The sequence below is a fragment of the Melioribacteraceae bacterium genome (assembly GCA_030584085.1).
GTDB lineage: Bacteria > Bacteroidota > Ignavibacteria > Ignavibacteriales > Melioribacteraceae > SURF-28.
Map to the genome: position 1 here is coordinate 726,013 of CP129490.1, position 23,047 is coordinate 749,059.

At 34.7% G+C, this 23,047-nt stretch carries 19 protein-coding genes; 5 read left to right on the forward strand and 14 right to left on the reverse strand.

Annotated elements, in window-relative coordinates:
• Window positions 1-7 precede the first annotated feature (7 nt).
• The 4 genes from QY331_03305 to QY331_03320 form a co-directional block, all read right to left on the reverse strand.
• On the reverse strand, window positions 8-2,920 hold the full coding sequence (locus tag QY331_03305; protein ID WKZ70284.1) for a DUF2723 domain-containing protein: 2,913 nt from the start codon (window positions 2,918-2,920) through the stop codon (window positions 8-10).
• 42 nt (window positions 2,921-2,962) lie between these two features.
• Complete coding sequence (locus QY331_03310; protein ID WKZ70285.1) at window positions 2,963-3,637, reverse strand: class I SAM-dependent methyltransferase; 675 nt, start codon at window positions 3,635-3,637, stop codon at window positions 2,963-2,965.
• 47 nt (window positions 3,638-3,684) lie between these two features.
• Window positions 3,685-3,909, reverse strand: a complete 225-nt coding sequence (locus QY331_03315) for a hypothetical protein (GenBank protein WKZ70286.1) — start codon at window positions 3,907-3,909, stop codon at window positions 3,685-3,687.
• Between the two features lie 141 nt (window positions 3,910-4,050).
• Complete coding sequence (locus QY331_03320) at window positions 4,051-5,166, reverse strand: glycosyltransferase family 4 protein (protein WKZ70287.1); 1,116 nt, start codon at window positions 5,164-5,166, stop codon at window positions 4,051-4,053.
• 989 nt (window positions 5,167-6,155) lie between these two features.
• Here QY331_03320 and QY331_03325 point away from each other — a divergent pair.
• From QY331_03325 to QY331_03335, 3 genes are all read left to right on the forward strand, one after another.
• Complete coding sequence (locus QY331_03325; protein ID WKZ70288.1) at window positions 6,156-6,998, forward strand: T9SS type A sorting domain-containing protein; 843 nt, start codon at window positions 6,156-6,158, stop codon at window positions 6,996-6,998.
• Between the two features lie 31 nt (window positions 6,999-7,029).
• Window positions 7,030-8,592 carry a PQQ-binding-like beta-propeller repeat protein gene (locus tag QY331_03330; protein ID WKZ70289.1) on the forward strand — a complete coding sequence of 521 codons (1,563 nt, stop codon included), beginning with the start codon at window positions 7,030-7,032 and terminating at the stop codon, window positions 8,590-8,592.
• 94 nt (window positions 8,593-8,686) lie between these two features.
• Window positions 8,687-9,334: a glycosyltransferase family A protein gene (locus QY331_03335; GenBank protein ID WKZ70290.1), complete on the forward strand. Its 648-nt coding sequence runs from the start codon at window positions 8,687-8,689 to the stop codon at window positions 9,332-9,334.
• A 56-nt stretch (window positions 9,335-9,390) separates the two neighbouring features.
• On the opposite strand, the gene QY331_03340 is transcribed toward QY331_03335, so the two are convergent.
• The 7 genes from QY331_03340 to metH are packed head-to-tail and all read right to left on the reverse strand — an operon-like array spanning window position 9,391 to window position 18,472.
• Window positions 9,391-9,807 carry an acyl-CoA thioesterase gene (locus QY331_03340; GenBank protein ID WKZ70291.1) on the reverse strand — a complete coding sequence of 139 codons (417 nt, stop codon included), beginning with the start codon at window positions 9,805-9,807 and terminating at the stop codon, window positions 9,391-9,393.
• A 24-nt stretch (window positions 9,808-9,831) separates the two neighbouring features.
• Window positions 9,832-10,812 (reverse strand): DUF1028 domain-containing protein, encoded by a 981-nt coding sequence (locus QY331_03345; GenBank protein WKZ70292.1) that lies wholly within the window; start codon window positions 10,810-10,812, stop codon window positions 9,832-9,834.
• A gap of 25 nt (window positions 10,813-10,837) precedes the next feature.
• Window positions 10,838-12,082: an arginine deiminase family protein gene (locus tag QY331_03350; protein ID WKZ70293.1), complete on the reverse strand. Its 1,245-nt coding sequence runs from the start codon at window positions 12,080-12,082 to the stop codon at window positions 10,838-10,840.
• Between the two features lie 11 nt (window positions 12,083-12,093).
• Window positions 12,094-13,284 (reverse strand): aminopeptidase, encoded by a 1,191-nt coding sequence (locus QY331_03355; GenBank protein ID WKZ70294.1) that lies wholly within the window; start codon window positions 13,282-13,284, stop codon window positions 12,094-12,096.
• A 2-nt stretch (window positions 13,285-13,286) separates the two neighbouring features.
• Window positions 13,287-14,207, reverse strand: coding sequence for a mechanosensitive ion channel (locus QY331_03360; protein ID WKZ70295.1), 921 nt, complete (start codon window positions 14,205-14,207; stop codon window positions 13,287-13,289).
• Window positions 14,208-14,211: 4 nt separating this feature from the next.
• A complete protein-coding gene (locus tag QY331_03365) occupies window positions 14,212-14,766 on the reverse strand; it encodes a hypothetical protein (GenBank protein ID WKZ70296.1) in 555 nt (184 codons plus the stop codon).
• A gap of 22 nt (window positions 14,767-14,788) precedes the next feature.
• Window positions 14,789-18,472, reverse strand: coding sequence for a methionine synthase (gene metH, locus QY331_03370; protein WKZ70297.1), 3,684 nt, complete (start codon window positions 18,470-18,472; stop codon window positions 14,789-14,791).
• Window positions 18,473-18,558: 86 nt separating this feature from the next.
• Between metH and rfaD the strand changes: the two genes are divergently transcribed.
• Both rfaD and QY331_03380 read left to right on the forward strand, forming a co-directional pair.
• A complete protein-coding gene (gene rfaD, locus QY331_03375) occupies window positions 18,559-19,533 on the forward strand; it encodes an ADP-glyceromanno-heptose 6-epimerase (GenBank protein WKZ70298.1) in 975 nt (324 codons plus the stop codon).
• 107 nt (window positions 19,534-19,640) lie between these two features.
• The gene (locus QY331_03380; protein WKZ70299.1) at window positions 19,641-20,099 is read left to right on the forward strand and encodes an 8-oxo-dGTP diphosphatase; all 459 of its coding nucleotides are present in this window, start codon (window positions 19,641-19,643) and stop codon (window positions 20,097-20,099) included.
• A 79-nt stretch (window positions 20,100-20,178) separates the two neighbouring features.
• Here QY331_03380 and QY331_03385 read toward each other — a convergent pair whose 3' ends face one another.
• The 3 genes from QY331_03385 to QY331_03395 form a co-directional block, all read right to left on the reverse strand.
• Window positions 20,179-20,982 (reverse strand): alpha/beta fold hydrolase, encoded by an 804-nt coding sequence (locus QY331_03385; GenBank protein WKZ70300.1) that lies wholly within the window; start codon window positions 20,980-20,982, stop codon window positions 20,179-20,181.
• A gap of 99 nt (window positions 20,983-21,081) precedes the next feature.
• A complete protein-coding gene (locus QY331_03390) occupies window positions 21,082-22,536 on the reverse strand; it encodes an RtcB family protein (GenBank protein WKZ70301.1) in 1,455 nt (484 codons plus the stop codon).
• Window positions 22,537-22,586: 50 nt separating this feature from the next.
• Window positions 22,587-23,012, reverse strand: coding sequence for an archease (locus QY331_03395; protein WKZ70302.1), 426 nt, complete (start codon window positions 23,010-23,012; stop codon window positions 22,587-22,589).
• Between the last annotated feature and the right edge of the window lie 35 nt (window positions 23,013-23,047).

The following is a 23,047-nucleotide window of genomic DNA, read 5'->3' on the forward strand; positions in this document are numbered from 1 at the left end:
ACAATATTTATTGTATCGTATCCGGAACCGGAATTTCTTTGTTCAGTTCGCGTCCTTCTAAAGATTTACTTAATCTTTCATACCTGTCCCTCAGCGATTTAATCGAAGGATCACCGGGTAAATAAGTTTCAATTTGATCAACTAATTCAAGTGCTTTAAGAGGTTGACCCGTTCGTTCATAAATATCTAAGAGTAATCGATACGGATTATATGAACTCTGGAAATCAGTTGGGTTCTCAGCTAGCTTACGTTCTGTTATAACTTGAACTTCACTTGCTATTTCCGAGTATCTTTCAAAACTGCCGGCTTCATAATAAATATTGGCAACATCGAATAATATTCTATGATCCATCGGTAAAGTTTTACGAGGCAATCTTTCTTCCATCTTATCCAAAGTAGATATTACTTTTTCATTGTCACCTATGTCATATAAATAATATAATGCAAGTTTTATAAATGAATTCCTGTAATTCTGCATCATTCTTACTTCGTTATCATTTAAGAAAACAGAAGGATCATCAATTCCTCTGAACTTAAATCCAGGTTGATATGATTTGCTATATCCATCGGGAATATTAAATAATTGCTTTTCTAAAATTTCCGGATTAACATGAGTCATTGAGTTACCGCCCTTAACCGGAACAAGACGGTAAGCCATGCCTTCCATCTGCAGATAATCTTCTAAACCAATTTTGCTGTCATCACTTACTGTAGCCGCATAGTAAATTGGTCTATCCCATGTATTTGATTTAATAATATCCAAAGCAACTATATCTTGTACTCTAATTGCTGTAATATCACCGTATTGAGCCGTGTGTCGCATCGTCCATGTTAATTTACCGGAATTAATTATTTCCTCGTCTTTAACATTGTACTTTTCGATAACTTCTTGAGGAACGTCAATTGATACTTTTCTCGGTTCCCAACGAGACGGACCAATACTTTTAATTTGCGAATCAGAATAACTTAAGTTAATCTTTTGGGCACCATGCGGTTCGGTGTTTTTCATTTGATCGATGTACCAAGAAGTATTAAGCAAGCTTAAGTTTACAACTCTTACATCTTGTCTTACACCTTCAACATCCTGTAAATACCATAAAGGAAATGTATCGTTATCACCGTTAGTAAAAATTATACCATTTGGTGCAACACTTTGCAATAGGTTATATGAATAATCCCATGGAACATAATTCTTTGATCTGTCATTCTTAAAATAGTTACTGGCAAGCATGTTAATAGGTACGGCAATAAATGATACAATAATAATTAAACTCATTACCGGTTTTATGAACGAAGAACCTTCGAATTTTTCCTTTACAAAATCAAGAATTCCACGGACACCTAAACCTACCCAAATTGAAAAGACAAAGAACGCCCCGGTATAGAAATAGTCTCTTTCCCTCGGTTGCGGCTCCTGCATATTAAAGTAAATTGCCATTATGTATCCAAGCATTAAGAATAGAACAAGATAAATTGAAGCCATCTTCCAATCTTTCCTAAAGTGATAGAATACTCCGAGCAGACCTAGGAAAAATGGTATGCCAAGAAGTTGACCCCAGTTAACTCCATCATCTTGAATTGTAGAGTTTCTGCCGGCATAATTCCATAGTAAATATCGGTTAAACATATGATCCATTTGCCAGCTGACGAAGAAATCAAAATCAGAACTATAATTTCTATAAATATTTTGATGCTGCGGCTCCATCGAATATCTTCTTTGGAATAAAGGTGCATCACCATATTGTTCACGATTCAAGTAAGATACAAGTTCTGAAAATGTTTTAGGACTGTTTAAGTTAATCGGAGTGTCCTGATTTGATCTAATAATAATCATCGAATAAGAGGAGAATCCTAAAAACGCAAATAAGAAACATTTCGCTACAAGATTAAGTGTTTCTTTATGATTTTTTCTGGAGTAATAGATTACATAACCAATTACTGCGAATATTGCCAGGATGATTATCATATCCAGTACAATATTGTTTTTACCTATTGTTGAAATTAGATTTGGGATATATTTTACAATACCAGGATAAACAATCAACAACGCTACGCCACCTAAAACAATAGGTAAGTAAAACGAATTTTTAGTAAAGATTTTCTTTCTGAAGAAAAGCATGAATACGATACTTACAACACCGACAATCATTAACATTCGCCAATCAAAAGCGCCGGCTTCTTCAAAACCTACAGGTGCAGACTGAGTTTGAGTCGCCCATAATCCCATCATAACCAATAAAACTATACCGGCATGAGATGCTAATAGTACACCAGTTTTCTTTAAGTTTTCAAAATCGTCTATGTATTTACGGAAAATTACAACCATCATTATAGAAACACTTGCTAGAACCGCAAGCAGATGAACGCCTGTGGAAAGTCCGATCAAATATGCAATAAGAATCAAATACTTATTGCCGTCGACATCGTCGGCTTTTTCATTCCAAACCATTACCAACCAAGTAACAATTCCAATAAAAAATGTGGAGAGTGCATAAACTTCAGCTTCAACCGAGTTGAACCAAAATGTATCAGCAAAAGCTAAAGAGAAAGCACCGATTGCGGCAGAGATATAAGTACCAAGTTTATCTATCGATCCGTTTTCTTTGTCTTTATTGTAATTTCTTATCAACTTTACAATGATTAAATAAACAAACAAAACAGTAAAGGTTGAAGATAAAACAGATACCATATTAACACGGAAAGCTAAGTCTTCACCAAATGGAATTAGGGAGAATAATCTTCCGAGTATCAAAAAGAATGGGGTTCCCGGCGGGTGCGGAACTTGCATTAAAACTGCTGAAGCGATAAACTCACCGCAATCCCAAAATGAAACCGATACTTGAGCGGTTGAAAAATAAACAAAGAAAGCAACGAAGAAGACCACCGCCGCAATAATTTTGTGTAATTTGTTAAAATCCATTTACTCCTCGATTGAGTTTCGTTACATCGATTTATTAAAAACTTATTTATTCTGCGTTACAACACAAAGTTCAGTATAACCACTTTTTAAAAAGGACTTTTTGAAAAATGGATCGTATGATGTATTTGCTAACTTCATAATAAATCCGTTCACACTAAACGGATCAATTCCGCTCATCTCAATAATCTTAAAATTATTTTTTACAAAAAGGTTCTTCAAAGAATTGTAAGAATACGCTTTTTCGTAACCATGCTGCCATTTACCGAAATGCAATAATTGATATAATTGCCAAAGAGAATATTTTGCCGGAACAAATGTTACGAGATAACCTTGATCATTTGTTATACGTTTCATCTCGTTAACAAAAGGTAATTCATCTCTAAAGTGTTCCATTAAACCGGCACTGTAAACTAAGTCAAATTGGTTATCCTCAAAAGCAGTATCTCGGCAGTCACCAAGATATGAATATGGAATTTCTTCTTTAATTTTGTCAATTGCGACTTGACTGTTATCCAACGTGTAAACTTCTACATCACTCCTTTTGTTTTTGAGCAACTTTATATTTGATCCGAAACCGCAACCGACTTCCAACACTTTCTTAACGGGTTTATCAATTAAATCAAGATACTTATTTAAGATATTATCCCTTTCGCCGATCATCCAAAATTCAGCTTTCGAAGTAGAGTAATTCTGCCAGTATTCATTCCAACTAATCATTAAGTCCTTTAGTAATTGTAGCGGATAAATATTTTGAAGTTTCTAAATCATGATTCCGGCTTTTTGAAAAGATCATCCAGATTTGGTTTCGGTCTGTTTCGGTGATACTTTTCGATCAAATCTTTCAAGAATTCCATTGATGCTTTATCAAGATCTTCGTCATCCTTATTTCGTTTTACAAGCATATCATAGCGCTGTTTTTCTTTCGATTCGAATTTGCGTTCGTATCGTTTAAGCGTTTCGAAATATTTTTTTTGATCTCTGTAACTCATTGCAAAATCAATAATTTAGAACTGAACAATATATAAAAAATAGGTGCCAAATATAATCGGAATTAATCTGTTTTGTGCCTTAGATTGATTATAAATCATTAGCAAATGTCATTCCCGCATCCTTCAATCGGGAATCCTTTATCATTCTTTTAGTTTTGGATACCACTGATAAACTTTATCAAGAAAATGCTGAGTCGATTTATCCCACGTAAAATTTGACGCCCAATTTTTTGCTTCGCATGACATTGAGTTTAGTTTTTCTTTGTTTGTCAATAATTCGATTAAAGATGCGGATAATTTATCTTGGTTATTAAGATCGACAAGTTTACCGGTAATATTATCTCTAATGGAATCGCGTAAACCGGGTACATCTGATCCAATGACCGGAGTGCCCGCTGCGTTTGCTTCGATTACCGTAATTCCCCAACCTTCTTTTAATGCCATCGTAACGAACAACCACGACTTAGCCATCTCTTCGGCTTTTTGTTCTTCAGTCAAATAGCCTAAGAATTCTATATTGTTCTGAAGCCCTTTTTGATTTACATATTCTTTTAGATTTGGAACATGATCTCCCGAACCGCCTATTTTAAATTTTAGATTTGGGATTTTTTGAATAACTAAAGGTAAAGCATCAATTATAGCTTCAAGATTTTTGTACTTTTTAATTCGTCCTATATAACAAATTGTCGGTTCAGAATATTTATCAACTTTTAATTTGTCAAACAGATCATGGTCAATGGCATTATACAGAATATCTATTTTATTTTCTGGCTGACCCAATTCTATCAGTTCACTTTTTGTGCTTTCGGAAACCGCGAAGATTGGTGTATTGCGATATAATTTTGGAATCATTTTTTCTGAGCGAATGATATAATTCGCAAGTAGTTTTGGTAATTCTCTATATAGTGATTTCCCATGAATGTGATGAATTATTCCTACAACCGGTTTGCTTACATATGAAGGTATTCCAAGCGGTATTTTAGAAATGTCATCAACAATAAGATCGAATTTTTCTTGTGCTAAATATTTTTTGTAATAATTCTTGAATTGTCTGTTAAATAGAAACTTGTTTCCGGTTCTTCTAATTTCAATTCCGTCTAAAATTTCTTTTTGTTTAGCACCTTTAAAATTGTGCGCAACATAAGTGACGCTGTGACCTTTAGCAGCAACTCGCTTAAAAATTTCGTGCATATGAACTTCGGCTCCGCCCATCTCCGGATTTTTAGGACAGCGCCAGTTTACTACTAATATTTTCATTCAATCTTTCTTCATATTTATTTGGGAAATCGAGATAGCATGTGAAAATTCGAAAACCGCCTATTTTGTTTTGAGCAATGAGATTTAGGATTTTGGTATTGTCTATCAATTAGCATTTAGATATTAGGATTTTCTTTCCCGATGTTTTTGTAAATTAAAAATAATCAAAATCGGTCAAACAACGATGCAGTTATACAAAAACTTCACATTGTCAACGAGAAAATCCCCGGGATTTACTCGTAATAGAATTTGATATCTATTTAGGTATTATTAAACTTCAGATGAAAAATCCCGGGGATTTAATAAAGATTCAGTTGTACAAAAATTTCACACCTTAGGTTTCTGTGTAGTCAATTTTATGAACCGCGAAATAATATCAAAGAAAGGGATGGTGATAAAATAAAGTAGGGACAATTCGCGATTGTTCCTACAAGTAACGGATACTTTCGGTAGTTTTGACTAACAAGGTGAAATAATTATTCAGATTAAATTAAAAGATCACACATCCTTTTTTCCGTATTTCTACTGAGTTTAATTAAAATCCAAAACAATGAGTTAATAACAAATAAAAAATATTAAAAGAGATTAAAATTTAACTTGACACTTAGGTATTAAAATCACAAATTGCATTAACCGGACGGTGATTTTTAATATTAACTTAAGGAGTTAAATAATGAAAAAGCTTCTATTTATTCTATTTATATTTTTATGGGGGGGTAATTGCTCAAGAAAGGATAACTGATGAATTCGCAATTCAAGCCTATAATGTACCAGCAAGTACTATTACCTATTTTGAAGTAAGATTAGTTTCAAATGTATGTTGGGAAGGTTATTCACACAATGATAGTCTTCAGATTCACCCATTAACCAGTGACTATAATTATTCTAGAGCTTCGACTCCCTTATTCGGTAATAATCCAGAAAGAATTTATTGGCGAGGGTGCTGGACTAATGAATTTAGTCAATATGATAAAAAATTTGGTATCGGGTTGTATAAAGTCTCAGCAGCGTATGATGAAGATTTTGTTAATATCGTTGATTGGTTTTTAATGGATTGGAGAACTTCATTATTACCAGAATCTTATGAGCTAAATGGATATGATATAGTTGTCTCTTTCGATGCTGTAACAAATAAATTTTATTATGGTGGTGATTATAATAATAATCCAAACCCTGTCCCAATAAGTAACGCGACAATTAATTATGCAGAAGCGGCGGGTTTACCAATTGGCGTTACAACAGAACTTGAGCCGAAAATACCTTCCAGTTTTAACGTCTCTAGCTACAATAACTATCCCAAACTCACTTGGACTAAACCGTATTCTGATTACGTTCAGAATTATGAAATTTATAGGCAAGTTGGAAAATTTGGTTTTTTCCAAAAAATAACAACTGTAGATGGTACTACAAGAAGCTACATTGATTATGATTATGTTGTGGGAAGCTCAATCAAACTAACCTATAAAATAAGAGCCAAAAACGGTACAGGTGCTACAGCATACTCCGAATTTACTCCTGAGAAATTTATTTATGGTGATCTATATAAAGACGGATCGGAAATATTAGATTTAGAGTACAGACTTGATCAAAATTACCCGAATCCTTTCAACCCAACCACAATAATAAGCTATTCCATCAGAAGTGACGAATTTGTTCAATTAAAGATATTTAATGCCGTTGGTGACGAAGTTATTGAGCTAGTTAGTGAATCTCAAGATGCTGGGAAGTATGAAATAAAGTTTAATGCATCAAATCTTTCAAGCGGTATTTATTTTATAAGATTCAAGGCCGGTAATTTTGAGGATACAAAAAAAATGTTACTTTTAAAATAATATCAATCGATTAACTACACAGGTTGTTAAGATGAATAAGTTTATTTTATACTTTTCACTTACTTTGGTTCTTCTAGCTCAGACACAGAACCCAATAGATTGGCCTTCGTTGGCAGACTCCCCCTGGCCGATGATAAAAGGTGATCCTCAAGGTACGGGCAGATCAAAATATGTAGGTCCGTCTACTGCGAATATTATGTGGACAAAAGATATGCCCCGCGGAATTGTGCATGGACCCATAATTGGGTATGAGGATATTCTATACTTTGGTACAGCAGGTATTTCACCGGATTCAAATTATTTTTTCGCATTAAATCCCGATGGAACAGAACGGTGGGTTTTCCGTACGGAAAAAGGATACCCGAACTACGGCGCGGCGATTATAGATAAAGACAGCACAATATATTTCCCATCCAATAATTCCCACATTTATGCAGTTGATAAAAACGGACGGCAGAAATGGAAAACCGGATCATTGGCAATTGGTCTTAAATCAATATTGAACATTTCCAAAGAGGGAGACTTATACGTTTCGACATATTTAGACTCAATGTTGATAATTGATACGGAAGACGGAAGAATTAAATACAAGAAATATATTGGTGAGAACTTAAATGCAAATCAGTTTGCATTTTCAGTTGAAGGAGATAAATTATTTTATGTTAGGGCTATTCGTGGATCAGGAGATAATTCGTTTGTTGGTTGTATGGATTTGGAAGGAAATATAATTTGGGAGAAAGAAGCTCGCTATTCCTCAGAGGGTATGCCGATAGTTGATAATGAAAATAACATATATATAATTGGTGCTGATTCCTCACGAGTCATTATATCGTTTCTTGGTGCTTCTGGAGAAAAACGATGGGTTTATAAGTACCAAAAATTCACAAGATATCATACTCCCGCAATAGACAAATATGGAAATATAATTTATGCCGATTGGGTTGTGCTTGATGGCAAAACATATACGTCAATTAACTCCTTAAACAACGACGGAGACCTTAACTGGAGCTATGTTATTGACCATGATACATGGTATAATACAGACGTAGAAGGTCAAATAACCGTAGATGCAGAAGGGAAAATTTATTTTGGCGCAACAAGAGAAGGATATTTTTATTGTTTAAGTAAAGATGGGGAACTGCTCTGGAAACTATATTTGGAAGGTAACGATTTTGACTCAAGCCCGGCGATTGGATCGGATGGGACACTTTATATTGGATCACATGGCAGTTCAACAGCTCAAGGTCAGCAAAGAACATTAATTGCAATAAAGGATGATCCAAACTCGGTAATTGACGAAGAAATTCCAACAGAATTTAAACTAGAACAAAACTACCCAAACCCATTCAACCCTAGTACAACAATAAAATTTACAATTCCGAACGTAGGGGACGAATATATTCGTCCCCAACAAACCAGTTTAATTGTTTACGACATTCTGGGAAGAGAGATAAAAACACTTATTAATGAAATTAAAGTACCCGGCACTTATGAAGTTGAGTTCGATGCATCAAAATTACCAAGTGGAATTTTCTTTTATAGATTGCAAAGCGGTGATTTTACTCAGACAAAGAAGATGATGGTGATAAAATAGTATCAAAGAAAATCCCCGGGATTTACTCGTAATAGAATTTGATATCTATTTAGGTATTATTAAACTTCAGATGAAAAATCCCGGGGATTTAATAATGATTCAGTTATACAAAAACTTCACACCTTCGGTTTCAGTGGTTGTACCTACTTACAATAGAGAAAAACTGCTACCTCGTGCGTTGGATTCTATATTAAAGCAAACACTCCACAATTGGGAATGTATTATTGTCGATGACGGCAGTACGGATAATACTTCTCAAATAGTGAATGATTATTTAGAAAAAGATCATCGTTTCAGATACATGAAACATGCAAACAAAAAACCACCGCTTACTTTTAATACGGGTATTCAAGCATCAATCGGTAGATTTGTTACTTTTCTCGGTAGTGATGATGAATATAAACCTGAGCATCTGCAATTGCGATTTGATTTTATGATCAATAATCCCGACATAGATTTAATACAAGGCGGTTTGGAAATTATCGGTCATCCTTATGTAAAAGATATGAATGATCTCTCAAAAGAAATTCATATTTCGGAATGTAAGGTCGGCGGAACATTTTTCGGTAAGCGGGAAGTATTTCTTGAATTGGAAGGATTTCGCGATTTAAAGTATGCAGATGATGCTGATTTTTGGAAACGTGCCGAAAAGAAATTTAATGTGAAAGATGTCGATTTTCCGACATATATTTATTACAGAGATACGCCGGATAGTATTTGCAGTAATATTGAGTTTTCGTAGAGACATAGCATTGCTGTGTGTCGAAAAGCCCAACTTCTCAAAGAAGTTGGGCTTTTTCATACAGTGTATTTAGCAATATAATCTTCCGGGATTTTTGCGGGTCTTCCGGTTTCGACATTAATCATAGTGTAGACAAATTGTCCGTCCGCTGCAACTTTACCGTTTTCTTTTTTTACAATTTCAAAGTTGACAATACTTTGCGAACGGTTAAACGAATCAACTTGTGTACGTACAATTATTTTATCTGTTAAAACTAAAGCACGTTTGTAATTGATATTCACAGTTGAAACAACCCAAGTAAATCCGCGAGATAGAAAATCTTCCATTGTTACTTTATAATCTTTTCTCATTTGATCATATCTAGCTGCAAGTACATAATCCAAGTATTTCGAATTATGTACATGATTATTCATGTCGATATCATCAGGTCGAATCGTTAGTTCTGTTTCAAAAATTGAGTACTTGTCATTCATAGAGAATATTTTTATTTGCGAAAATTATTCATTAACCGAAAGTATTCTTTCTAAATCCTCTTCACTTACAGTTAAAAGCTCATTCTTAATTAATTTTGGAGTAAGAATTTTCCAGTTTTCATCTTTGCTGAATACTTCTTTGAATATTGGTAAAGCGTCATCAACTTTCCCGATGTTTGAAAGTGTAACCGCTCTCCAAAATTTCATTTCTAAATTCTCCGGGAATAATTCTTCTGCCATGGAATATTCTTTCATTGCTAATTCCATATCGTCGTGTTCAATAGCAAGATCGCCTTTGTTCATGTGTTCGTAAGCTTGATGAACATTATATAATCTTCTTAATTCTACTAAAGGTTCCGGATGATCTTCTATGTGTAAATCAACTAATCTGTCTAACCAAACTTTACCGGTTGACTCTGGTTTTACAACTAATATTGAAGCTGATTGTTTCCCGCGAATATCACCGCCGGCTTCTTCTGCCGCTTCTAGAGTTAATAATAATCTTTCAGCCAAAGTACCCTTTGAATTTTCAAAAGTTTCTTTCATAACCGGCCACACGGAATTATTCTTCATCATATTTGCCTGAACGGAAAATTGATTACCTTTTAAATGTCCGGCTTCCTCGGTACATTTCTTACCTGTGTAAACGGCTACATTTCCTTTTGAATCGAGAACAGCCAATTGTCTGAAATCTCTTCCTTCGTCTTCTTCAATAAGTTTATCCAAAGTCGCTTGTGCGCTAAGTCCGTCTCTAAGTAAAGCTAAACCATCCGGACCGAAGGAGACATTAACAAACGATTGAGTTGCAATTACACCAACTCCGGCTTCGCCCCAAGAAACTATAGTGCCTACAGAAAACCAATGCGATTGAACCGCGACACCCATTTCGCCGGTGACTGTATCTCGCGCGACAATGCTATATGTATTGGCGACGGGATTGCTGCTAAAAAAAGTTTGCGAGTACAAAGTAATCACTAAAAATAATATTGAGGCTAGATATTTCATTTTTTAACTCTCGTCTTTGTTTGAATTACCATTTTACTTCTTTTCGTCTGACCGGCATTGTCATACATCTGCATCCGCCCCCGCCTCGTGATAGTTCTGAGCCTTCAACTGTTATTACATATTTTTGAATCGAGTTTATATCTGTTTTAGATAAGTCTTCGGATTTTATTACATCAAATCCGTTTTTGTTGAGTGCATCAATTGTGTAACTATTTCTTCCGTAACCAAGTACTTTGCCCGGTGCTACTGCAAAAAAGTTTGCGCCGCTGTGCCATTGTTCACGTTCTTGAATCCAATCATCCGAATTACCTCCGCATGAGATTGGTTTGAGATGAATTTTTATTTTTCTAAGTGCTTCGAGTATATTTGCTTCTTCTCGAATCCAATCAACTTTTCCATTATCAATTCTAATATGTACTGTCTCAAAACTATGTTGATTAAAAACTACCGGATCGTAAATTAGACAAGCGTCTTTATCTAAAAATGTAAAAACCATATCGAGATGAATGAATGATTCTAATGTTTGCGGTAATTCCTGCACGATGATGTGTTTTGGTGTTTTAGATTTTTTTAATTCATCGATTATAAAATCAACACCTTGTGTTGAAGTTCTCATTCCAATACCGATGCAGAGTATATCATCTCTAACTACAAGTATGTCACCACCTTCAAAAGTAATTTGTGAAATATCCTTAACGATATTTCTTGGATTTATTGTTTCCGAATTCAATTCGGGGTGATACTTAAATATTGCTTCCATTATAAGAGCTTCTCGTTCTCTAACGGGACTGCTCATTTTTGAAATAAAAACTCTTTCACCAATTGATATTGAAGCATCTCTTGTAAAGAAAAAATTGTGCAGTGGAAGAAGTGAATATCTATCCTTGTTTAAAAATTTTGTAAGAGTATCTTTTACCATTAATACTCCCTCAATCAACTGACGAGCTAATTCTTTGGGTGGAAGAGAATATAAATATTCTTTTATGCATTCAATTCCTTCGTTGCGGCAAATATTTTCTACAACATTAATTTTAGCTTCTTCTTTTTTCAGAATATCCGTCAGAAGATCAGAAACTTCGTAAACTTTGGTAAGCTTGTTTAAAGCCGATTTGAATTGTTTGTATTCTCGTTTAGCTACTGAAAGATTTAGAATGTCACTATACAATGCTCGTTCAGCATTTTGAGGTGTCATGTTCTCGACTTCTTGACCTGGTGTATGAACAATTACACTTTCAAGTTCACCGATTTCTGAATTTACATTTGCATTCATATAATCTCGATTTAGCTAATTACCCAAATATTATTTTTTATTTTCAATTCTGTATTATCTAAGTATACTGATCTTCCGATACCGCCGGGTCTAAAATCGGTAACAATATCTACATGCTGTGCCGATTTATTCATAATACCTTTTTTTGTAAAGGATTCGGTTTCACTTTTACCCTCAATAGAATTAGGATCATCTGTAAAACATTCCGGGTAGCTTGCACCGATTGCTATATGTAAAGTTCCACCGACTTTTTCAACAAACAAGGGATGCTTTAATACTTTTTGAATACCGTTATTCATACCAAGAGCTACTTCACCCAAACGATGTGAACCTTCATCTGTTTCAATTATTTTTGTAAGTGCGTCGTGACCTAGTTTTGCGGAATACTCAACTATTTTTCCCGATTCGAATCTCAGATGAATTCCTTGTATTGTTGTTCCTCCTTGAAATACTGGAAGATCGACATAAATTTCACCTTCAACACTGTTTGCATTCGGACTTGTAAAAACTTCACCATCAGGGAAGTTTCTTTTTCCCGTACACTTTACGACATTTCTTTTTGATATATCCATCTTCAAAACTAATTCATTTCCGGTATAGGGATTTTCAGTAACGATAGTTATAGAATCGCTCTTTTCCATTAATTGATAAATATCTTCCTCAACTTTTTCAAGCATTCTTGGATCAACAGTTGAAGCCGAGACTATCACTTTTGTATAATCTTCGAGAGACATTCCTTCCAACTCTGCAAAGCCTTGTGTCGGGAATAAAGTAAGAACCCATGGTTTTCCTAATCTAATATTTTTATAAGGTTCATCGGCTCGCATAATTGCTTTAGCATTTAGTTCGGGTAGGCCTTCAAATAGTTTGGGATTTTCCGCTCCAAGAATTTCAATATACTTTGTCATTGCATTATATCTTTCCATCTGCCATTCCGGGACACGTTCAATTTGCTTAACTGTACCATGTTTTGCAATTGAAGAACCCCATATTCTTCCTCTGTCGTTATCCGGAGTTACCAAGTTAACATCAGCAATTGCTCCGGCTTGAAAAATTTTATCTTGCAGAACCGAAATAAGAGGCCAGCAAACATGTTCTCCCTTAATCATCACAATGTCTTTGGGAAGTATTCCATCCAACGAATAATTGAGCAAATAATCTGCCCAAGTATTCAAATCCGATTGAGAAATATTAACTTTCATCTTTATCCTCTTGGTTTCGTTCCGGGTTTTCCTTCGGTCAAATTATTATAGTAACGAGTAGTTGGGTAAGCAAAACTAATATCGTCATGTTTAGCAAATTCAATTAAAATATCTTCCCAAATTTGTTGTTCTGATGATCTTCTTTTTCTTACATCGCATAGGTACCTGATTGTAAGCTTTACTCCATATTCTTTAACCGAAGTGTAAACTGTCGGAGTCAATACGCTATAGAATATCATAAATTTACGGGATGTTTCCTTTATTTGCTTTTGAACTTCCGTGGTCAAGTTCTCAGCATCGTTATTAATTATTTTAGTGAGGATTTCTTTTGCCTTTTGCCAATTACTTTCAAAAGTGATATTTATTCCAATTTCATTCCATATATAATTAAATCCGGAACTGTAGTTAGCTTGAAAAGTAGTAAACACTTTCCCGTTTGGAACATGAATAATTCTCCCTGTACTTTGATCAGCATCAACCCAATTGCCTATTTCCATAATGGTAAATTGAAAGATTCTTACGTCAATTACATCACCGGCAACATTATCAATTTCTATTCTATCACCTACTTCAAAAGGTTTTCTAATCATTATAAAAGCCCATCCAACCAAATTTACAATTGGGTCTTTTAAGGCAATCGCTATACCAGCAGAAAGCAATCCGAAAAATGTGGCAAGTGAGCCAAAACCTTGAAACCAGATTTTTATAAGTGCAAGGAATGCTATGACTGTTAAGACGTGAAGAGAAGATTTTCTCCACTTATATTGGATTTTAACATCGTCGATTTTTTTTGTAACGATGTTGAGTATTATTTTTCTAATAATTAGAAGAATTGTTATAGCAATAAACGAGGTGAGGAATTTTTCCTGAGTCTCTACCTGTATCCCGAAATTATGAGTTAACCAATCAGTAACAAAATCCATAATTTTACTTGAATTTTATTGACGTTGAAATATTTTCAAAAGTTCTTCTGTATTTCATGAAATCTTCGGGCCGCGATGTAGAAGTAATAACTAAACCATATCCATCCATATAAAATATATATCCTATTGTAGTAACCATTTGCAATCTATTAACAAAGTCAAATATTATCCATCGTGCCGGTTTCCCGTCTATAATTACTTTACCTTCCTCTTTGAAATCGATTTGTTGCAGTTGAGTCGGAAGATAACTTTTTGAATATGTTAAATACTCATCGATATTTGTAACTGAATCAGGCAGAGCTTCGGTAAATATGTGAACATTTTCTCTAAACAAATCTTTTTTCCCTTCGTTCGGAGCCTGTATAACTACAATCGATCCTAAATCTAAACCACTATCTTTAGCCAATCCTTCACGATAAACCCAGTTCTCAGGATATTGAATTGTAAATTGATATTCCTCATTCTCATAAAGTTTATAACCTTCCATATTTTCTTTTTGACATGCAATTAAAAAAATAACAATAAGAGTAAATAATACCGATAAATGAATTTTTTTCATAAAATAACCTTGTAATTAAAAATTAATCTGCTTGATCATAATTTAATATTGAACTTAACCATTTTTCAACTTCTTTGGTACTCATCCCTTTTCGTTTTGCGTAATCCCTAACTTGATCTTCGGCTAATTTCCCAACATTAAAGTATTTGGATTCGGGATGAGCAAAGTATAAACCGCAAACTGATGCGGCCGGATACATAGCTAAACTTTCTGTTAGATTTATTCCTGCAGATTTATTCACATTTAATAACTTGAACAAAGTAATTTTTTCTGTGTGATCCGGTTGTGCCGGGTAACCCGGAGCGGGACGAATACCGTTGTATTTTTCTGCTATTAATTCCTCGTTAGAGAATTTTTCACCGGAAGAATAGCCCCAAAATTCTTTTCTAACTTTTTTGTGAAGTAATTCTGCGAAAGCTTCCGCAAGTCTATCGGCTATAGCTTTTACTAAGATACTATTGTAGTCATCGTGATTTGATTCATAACTTTTTACAAGCTCATCTGCTCCAATTCCGGTTGTAACTGCAAACGCTCCGATGTAGTCTGTAAGTCCCGATTCTTTTGGTGCGATAAAATCAGATAGTGCAATATTAGGAATATCGGATGATTTGATTGATTGTTGCCTTAATGAATGAAACGATGCAAGCAATCCTTTTCTTGAGTCATCAACATAAACCTCGATATCATCTTCAACAGAATTTGCCGGAAAGATTCCATAAACTGCATTTGCTTTCAATAACTTTTGCTCTATGATTTTATCAAGTAATGTGTTTGCATCATCAAAGAGTTTTTTTGCTTCGATTCCGTAATTTTTATTATCGAATATTGCAGGGTACCTTCCTTTTAATTCCCATGTTAGGAAGAAAGGTGTCCAATCAATATAATTTCTAATCTCTGAAAGTGAGTAGTCATGTAAAACTTCAACCCCAAGTTTATTTGGTTTTGAAATCGATTCAAAAGTATAAATTGGTTTATTCTTACGCGCTTCTTCGATTGATATTAATTTTTTCTCACTTTGTTTGCGTTTATGGTTTTCCCTCAATTCAACATATTCATTGCGAATAGTTGTTATAAATTCATCGGTAACTTTATCGTTTAGTAAATTACCAACTACACTAACGCTTCTAGATGCATCAAGAACGTGAATTGTTGGTCCGCTATAATTTGGTTCAACTTTTACAGCAGTGTGTATTCTGGAAGTTGTTGCTCCTCCAATTAGTAAGGGAAATTTCAGATTTAATCTTTCCATTTCTTTAGCCACGTGAACCATTTCATCGAGTGATGGAGTAATCAAGCCGCTTAAACCAATTATATCAACATTTTTTTCAACTGCTGTTGAAAGAATTTTATCCGATGGAACCATTACTCCGAGATCAATCACATCATAATTATTGCATCCGAGTACGACTCCAACAATGTTCTTGCCGATATCGTGCACATCGCCCTTTACTGTGGCAAGAAGAACAGTTCCGTTTTTTTTGATATTACCGGATTTCTTTTTCTCTGCCTCAATAAACGGGATTAAGTAAGCAACAGATTTTTTCATTACTCGGGCACTTTTTACAACTTGCGGTAAGAACATTTTTCCCGAACCAAAAAGATCACCGACTATATTCATTCCGTCCATCAATGGCCCTTCAATCACTTGAAGTGCAGATGGATATCTTTTACGTGCTTCTTCGGTATCTTCTTCTATGAAATCGGTAATGCCTTTAACAAGTGAATGTTTTAGTCTTTCTTCAACTTCAGCGTTGCGCCATTCTGCAGTTTGAATTTCCGATTTGTCTTTTTGCTTAACATTTTCCGCAAATTCGGTTAATCGTTCTGTTGCATCTATTCGTCTGTTTAGAATAACATCTTCAACTCTTTCTAATAATTCTTTTGGAATTTCTTCATATACTTCAAGTTGTCCTGCGTTGACAATTCCCATATCCATGCCGGCTTCAATGGCATGATATAAAAACGCAGAGTGAATTGCCTCGCGCACTAAATCATTTCCTCTAAAAGAAAAAGATACGTTGCTGACACCGCCGGAAACTTTGGCGAGAGGAAGATTTTTCTTAATCCATTTTGTCGCTTCTATATAATTTGTTGCATATCCATTGTGTTCTTCAATTCCGGTTGCGATTGCAAATATGTTAGGATCAAAAATAATATCCTGTGGAGGGAAACCGACTTGCTCAGTTAAAATTTTATAAGCTCGTTCACAAATCTTGATTTTACGTTCATAAGTATCTGCTTGTCCGTCTTCATCAAATGCCATAACTATTACTGCCGCACCATAACGCATAACTTTTTTTGCGTGATTTATAAATTCTTCTTCACCTTCTTTTAAGCTGATTGAATTTACTATTCCTTTACCTTGTAAGCATTTTAATCCGGCTTCAATAACAGACCACTTTGAAGAATCCAGCATTATAGGAAGTTTTGCAATTTCCGGCTCGGATGAAAGTAAATTCAAAAATTTAATCATAGCTTTTTCTGAATTGATCATTCCTTCATCCATATTTATATCTAAAACCTGCGCACCACCTTCAACTTGCTGACGCGCAACGGATAATGCTTCTTCATAATTATCTTCTTTTATTAATCGCGCAAACTTTTTTGAACCGGTTACATTTGTTCTTTCGCCAATGTTAATAAAGTTTGAATCGGGTCTTAAGACTAATGGTTCCAATCCGCTTAATCTCAAATAGGGTTCAACTTTTGGAATTTTACGGGGTTTGTGATGAGACGCCAATTGAGAGAATACTTTTATATGATCAGGTGTTGTTCCGCAACATCCACCGACAATATTATAGAAACCGGCTTCAGCAAATTCATCTAACACTTTTTTCATTGCTTCAGGTGATTCATCGTACTCACCAAATTCATTAGGTAAACCGGCGTTTGGATAAATTGAAATATAACAATCGGCGATTTTGGATAACTCTTGTATAAACGGCCGCATTTGTTTTGGACCGAGGGAACAATTGAGTCCAACACTTAACAAATTTTTTACATGCGAAATAGAAATCCAAAAGGCTTCGGTTGTTTGTCCCGATAAAGTTCTTCCGCTTTGGTCAACAATTGTACCTGAAATCATAATGGGTACTTCTTGATTTCTTTCTTCCAACAAATCTTGAATTGCAACAAGTGCGGCTTTAGCATTTAACGTATCGAATATTGTTTCGACTAACAATATATCCGCACCACCATCAAGCAGACCTTTAACAGCTTCTTTGTATGATTCATAAACTTCATCAAAAGTAACTGCCCGGAATCCGGGATCATTAACATCCGGAGAAAGAGATAGAGCTTTATTCATCGGTCCGATTGCCCCGGCAACAAATCGAGGTTTACTCGGATCATTCTTCATAACTTCATCAACAGCAGATTTAGCAATTTCAGCTGCGGTTTTGTTTATTTCATAAGCTAAATTTTCGGTTTTATAATCTGCTTGGGAAATTGAAGTACCGTTAAAAGTATTAGTCTCAATTATATCCGAACCTGCTTCAAGATATTGTTTATGAATTTCTTTAATTACCTGTGGTTGAGTTAATGAAAGGATATCGTTATTACCCTTTAAATCGTCTGAATGATTTTTAAATCTTTCGCCACGATAATCGGCGTCAGTAAGTTTATATCTCTGAATCATAGTTCCCATAGCACCATCAATGACCATGATTCTTTTTTGAAGGATTTCTTTTAATTGTTCCAATAACATAGTGTCTGTATAACCTTTCTTTGAAGATGAAGCCCAATATAGTTAAATTAGTTTTTAATATAAATTGATAAGGAGTATATAAAACTATGATAATAGTAACAGGTGGTGCAGGTTTTATAGGAAGCGTAACTGTTTGGAAGCTTAATCAAATTGGCAGAAGTGATATTGTTATTGTTGATGAGTTGAGAGACGGTGAAAAGTGGAAAAACCTAAATGGACTTTCGTTTGCGGATATCTATCATAAATCTGATTTTCTTGATATGGTTTTAGACAATGAAGTTCCTTTCAAACCGGAAGCAATAATTCATCTCGGCGCTTGTTCATCAACAACCGAAAAAGATGCTGATTATCTTTTGCATAATAATTTTGTATATACTGTCGAACTTGCGAAGTATGCTCTTGAAAGAGATATAAGATTTATTTCTGCCTCATCCGCGGCGACTTATGGAAGCGGTGAATTTGGTTATAACGATAATGAGAACGAAGTTGAAAAGCTAAGACCGCTGAATATGTATGGCTATTCAAAACAAATGTTTGATCTTTGGGCTAAACAGAATAAAGTTTTAGATAGAATTGTAGGACTTAAATATTTCAATGTATATGGACCAAATGAATTTCACAAAGGTGATATGAGAAGCGTTGTTCACAAATCATTTGAACAAATTAGAGATACGGGTAAAGTAAAGTTATTTAAGTCAACAGATGCAAAATATGAAGACGGCGGACAGATGCGTGATTTTATTTATGTAAAGGATGCTGTTGATATGACATTATTCTTCCTCGAAAATATTGATGCAAACGGAATTTATAATATTGGTACCGGTCATGCAAGGACTTGGAATGATTTAGTGACCTCAGTATTTAATTCAATCGGTAAACAGGTTAACATTGAGTACATTGACATGCCGCAGCATTTACTTGGCAAGTATCAAAATTTTACCGAAGCTAAAATTGAAAAAATCAAAAGTGCTGGTTACAAAAAGGAAATTACCTCGCTTGAAAAAGGTGTTGAGGATTATGTTAAGAATTATCTTTTGAAAAATGAGTATTTAGCTTGGTAAATCCTTTAGCCGCATGTTATTCCCGCATGCTTCAAGCGGGAATCTATAAAACAAATGGATGATCAACTTTATGGGTTTAACCAGCATTCTTTGGAGAAGAATTTAATATGAAACTCGCAACACTTTGTTATGTTCAAAAAGACAACAAAACATTAATGCTTTACCGTAATAAAAAAGAAAACGATTACCACGAAGGGAAATGGAATGGACTCGGCGGTAAGTTTGAATTGGGCGAATCACCTGAAGATTGTGCTATTAGAGAAATTAATGAAGAAGCGGGATTAACGGTAAAGAATCTTATCATGAAGGGATTTATAACTTTCCCACTATTTGATGGAAAAGATGATTGGCATGTATTCCTTTTTGTAATTGATAAATTTGAAGGCGAATTAATTGATTCACCAGAAGGCGAGCTTGATTGGATCGATAACGATAAATTATCGGAAATAAATTTATGGGAAGGGGATAAGATTTTTATCCCTTGGCTTTTTGAAGATAAGTTTTTCAGCGCAAAGTTTAATTATGAGGAAGGCAAGTTCAAAGATTACGAAGTTAATTTTTATTAAAAAAGAACACAGATTTGTTATAATCTGCGAAGATTTTAATAATCATAAAGATTTGCGTTCAATTGAATCTGTGTTGTGACTATTCAATTCTTCTTTTCAAAAATCCGCAAATCATATCATTAACATAAGATGGATTTTCGATCGGGGATAAATGCCCAGCTCTTGGAACAATTGCATACTCTGAATCTTTAATCTTATCAGCCATTTCACGCATTACAGGTGGTGGAGTCAGCTTATCAAACGAACCGCCCATCACAAGTGTTGGTATTTCAATCTTCTTTAAAAATTTGGTTGTACTTGTTCTTGATAACATTGCAAGCAACGATCCTTTAACACCAACCGGATTATTATTTTTGCAAATGTTAGTAATATACTCGACAGTTGATTTCATATTTTCGAGAGATTCATCGGCAAATAAATTTGGAATCAAGTCATCAACAAATTTATCCAATCCATCGGTATTGATTTTATTAATTCCCTCTGATCTTTTAACCTTCCCGGCATCATCATCAGCATCCGATTTTGTATCCAGCAGAATCAATCCGTTGAACCTTGATTGATCTCTTTCAACTGCACGTAAAGCAATATATCCACCCATTGACAGTCCGCATAAAATAGGTTTCCCTAATTTGCCTAAATCTAGCTCGTGCATAAGCCAAAACAAATCATCAACAAAAAACTCCATTGTGTATTGACCATCGCCGACATAACTTTTCCCTAATCCTCTTATATCATAAGCAATAATATTATAATCTTTTTGAAGTGCGCGGATTTGACTATTCCACATTGTATAATCAAATGGGAATCCATGAATTAATATAACAGTTTGTTTTTCGCTGTTGCCCAGGTCGTGAACAGATAAACCGTTTATCGTAATATGCATAACAACTCCAAGAATTTGAGTGAACAAGATAACAAAATCTTTATGAATGTTGAACTATATAAGGAATAAAAGGAACATGACACCACAACAGTGGACAATTTATCCTTTAATAACTCCAACCGGTTTTATCTTTGCAACTTTTTTGCTTATACCTGAGTTATGCATTATATCAACAACATCAAAAACATCTTTATACGCATAAGGCATTTCTTCGGCAATTGTACCGTAACCTTTTGCTGCAATTGCAATTCCTTGTGAATGCAACTCTTTAATTAAATCCCTTCCTTTCCCTGCTTTTTTCGCTTGTGTTCTACTTTGAACTCTACCTGCACCGTGACATGAACTTCCGAAAGTTTCTTCCATAGCTTTTTGGGTTCCTGAAAGTATAAATGAATATCGCCCCATATCACCGGGGACTAAAACCGGCTGACCAATATCTTTATATTTGCTTGGAATAAATTCATTCCCCGGTGGAAATGCTCTCGTTGCTCCTTTACGATGAACGCAGACATTTTTTAATTCACCGCCAACACTATGCTTTTCTATTTTCGCGATATTATGGCAAACATCGTAAATAAGTTTGAAGTCCAGTTCACTTTCGGAAATGTTAAAAGTTCTTAACATACTCTTCTTTGCAAGATGCATTATAATTTGTCTGTTGTTCCATGCGAAGTTTGCCGCACATCTCATAGCATGGAGATAATCTTGTCCTTCTTGCGATTGAATTGGTGCGCAAGCAAGTTGTCTATCGGGTAAATTAAAATTAAATTTTTTCTCTGCTTTAACAAGAACTTTTAAGTAATCATCACAGATTTGATAACCCAATCCACGTGAACCGGTATGAATTAAAATTAAAATCTGTCCTTTGAATATTCCGAAAACTTCTGCAGCTTTTTCATCGTAAATTTCATCAACCACATCAATTTCAAGAAAGTGATTACCGGAACCAAGCGTACCGGCTTGATCTTGTCCGCGTTCAATCGCTCGTTCTGAAACTGCATCCGGATCTGCATCCCTTAGTTTTCCTTTTTCTTCGGTGTATTCGATATCATCCGAATTACCAAAGCCATAGTCAACTGCCCATTGGCTTCCGCTTATTAAAATGTTCTTAATTTCTTTCGGCGGTAATTTTTTAATTGCACCGCTTGCACCCACACCGGTTGGCACATCTCTAAAAAACTGTTTAACGAGGTCATCAATTTTTGATTTCACTTTGTTGAATTCAAGTGAAGTTCTTGCTAATCTTACGCCGCAATTTATATCATAACCAACACCGCCGGGCGAAATTACTCCTTCATTGATATCGGTTGCTGCTACACCACCGATCGGAAAACCGTAACCCCAATGAATATCCGGCATAGCTAGACTATATTTTTGAATTCCCGGAAGATGTGCAACATTTACAACTTGCTTGATTGCTTCGTCATTTTGTAATGATCCTTCAAGCATATTTTTTGAAGTGTAAATTCGTCCGGGTACAAGCATCTTGCCTTGTCTTGGAATTTCCCAAAGATAGTCGGTGATCTTTTTCAATTCGTATCCGCTTAATAGCATAGTTTCACCTTGATACGTTTCTGATATGATATAATTATAAAAGGAATGGGTTAAATGTCAAAGATAATTCGCGTGGTATATTCGTCTTTTTCTTTTTTGATTTCCAATCGATGATAAGTGATTGCTTTTATTTCTTCTTTAAAATCAATTTTCGATGGTTGAACAGTTAAGCCTGCAAGACGAACAGTTAATTTATAATTATTAGTATGATGAAGTTTTATATCCTCAACGGAAGTACAAAACCATTTTTTTGAAAGGAATAAATAATTTATTTCGCTTAAAAAATTAACCAGCAATTCTTCGAGGGATTCTGCTTCAAAATCTAATTTAATTTTTTCATCATCGTATAAAATCTCGGCATCAAGCATCGCCTTGTTCCAAGCATCAACCGCGCAAAGAAATAATTCTTCGATTGTTGATGAGGTTAATTCAACGGCAATATCGGCGGTGTGCTCTATGAATTTATAGTTATACATACTATAATGTGATGAATTCTGGAATCAAAAGAAAT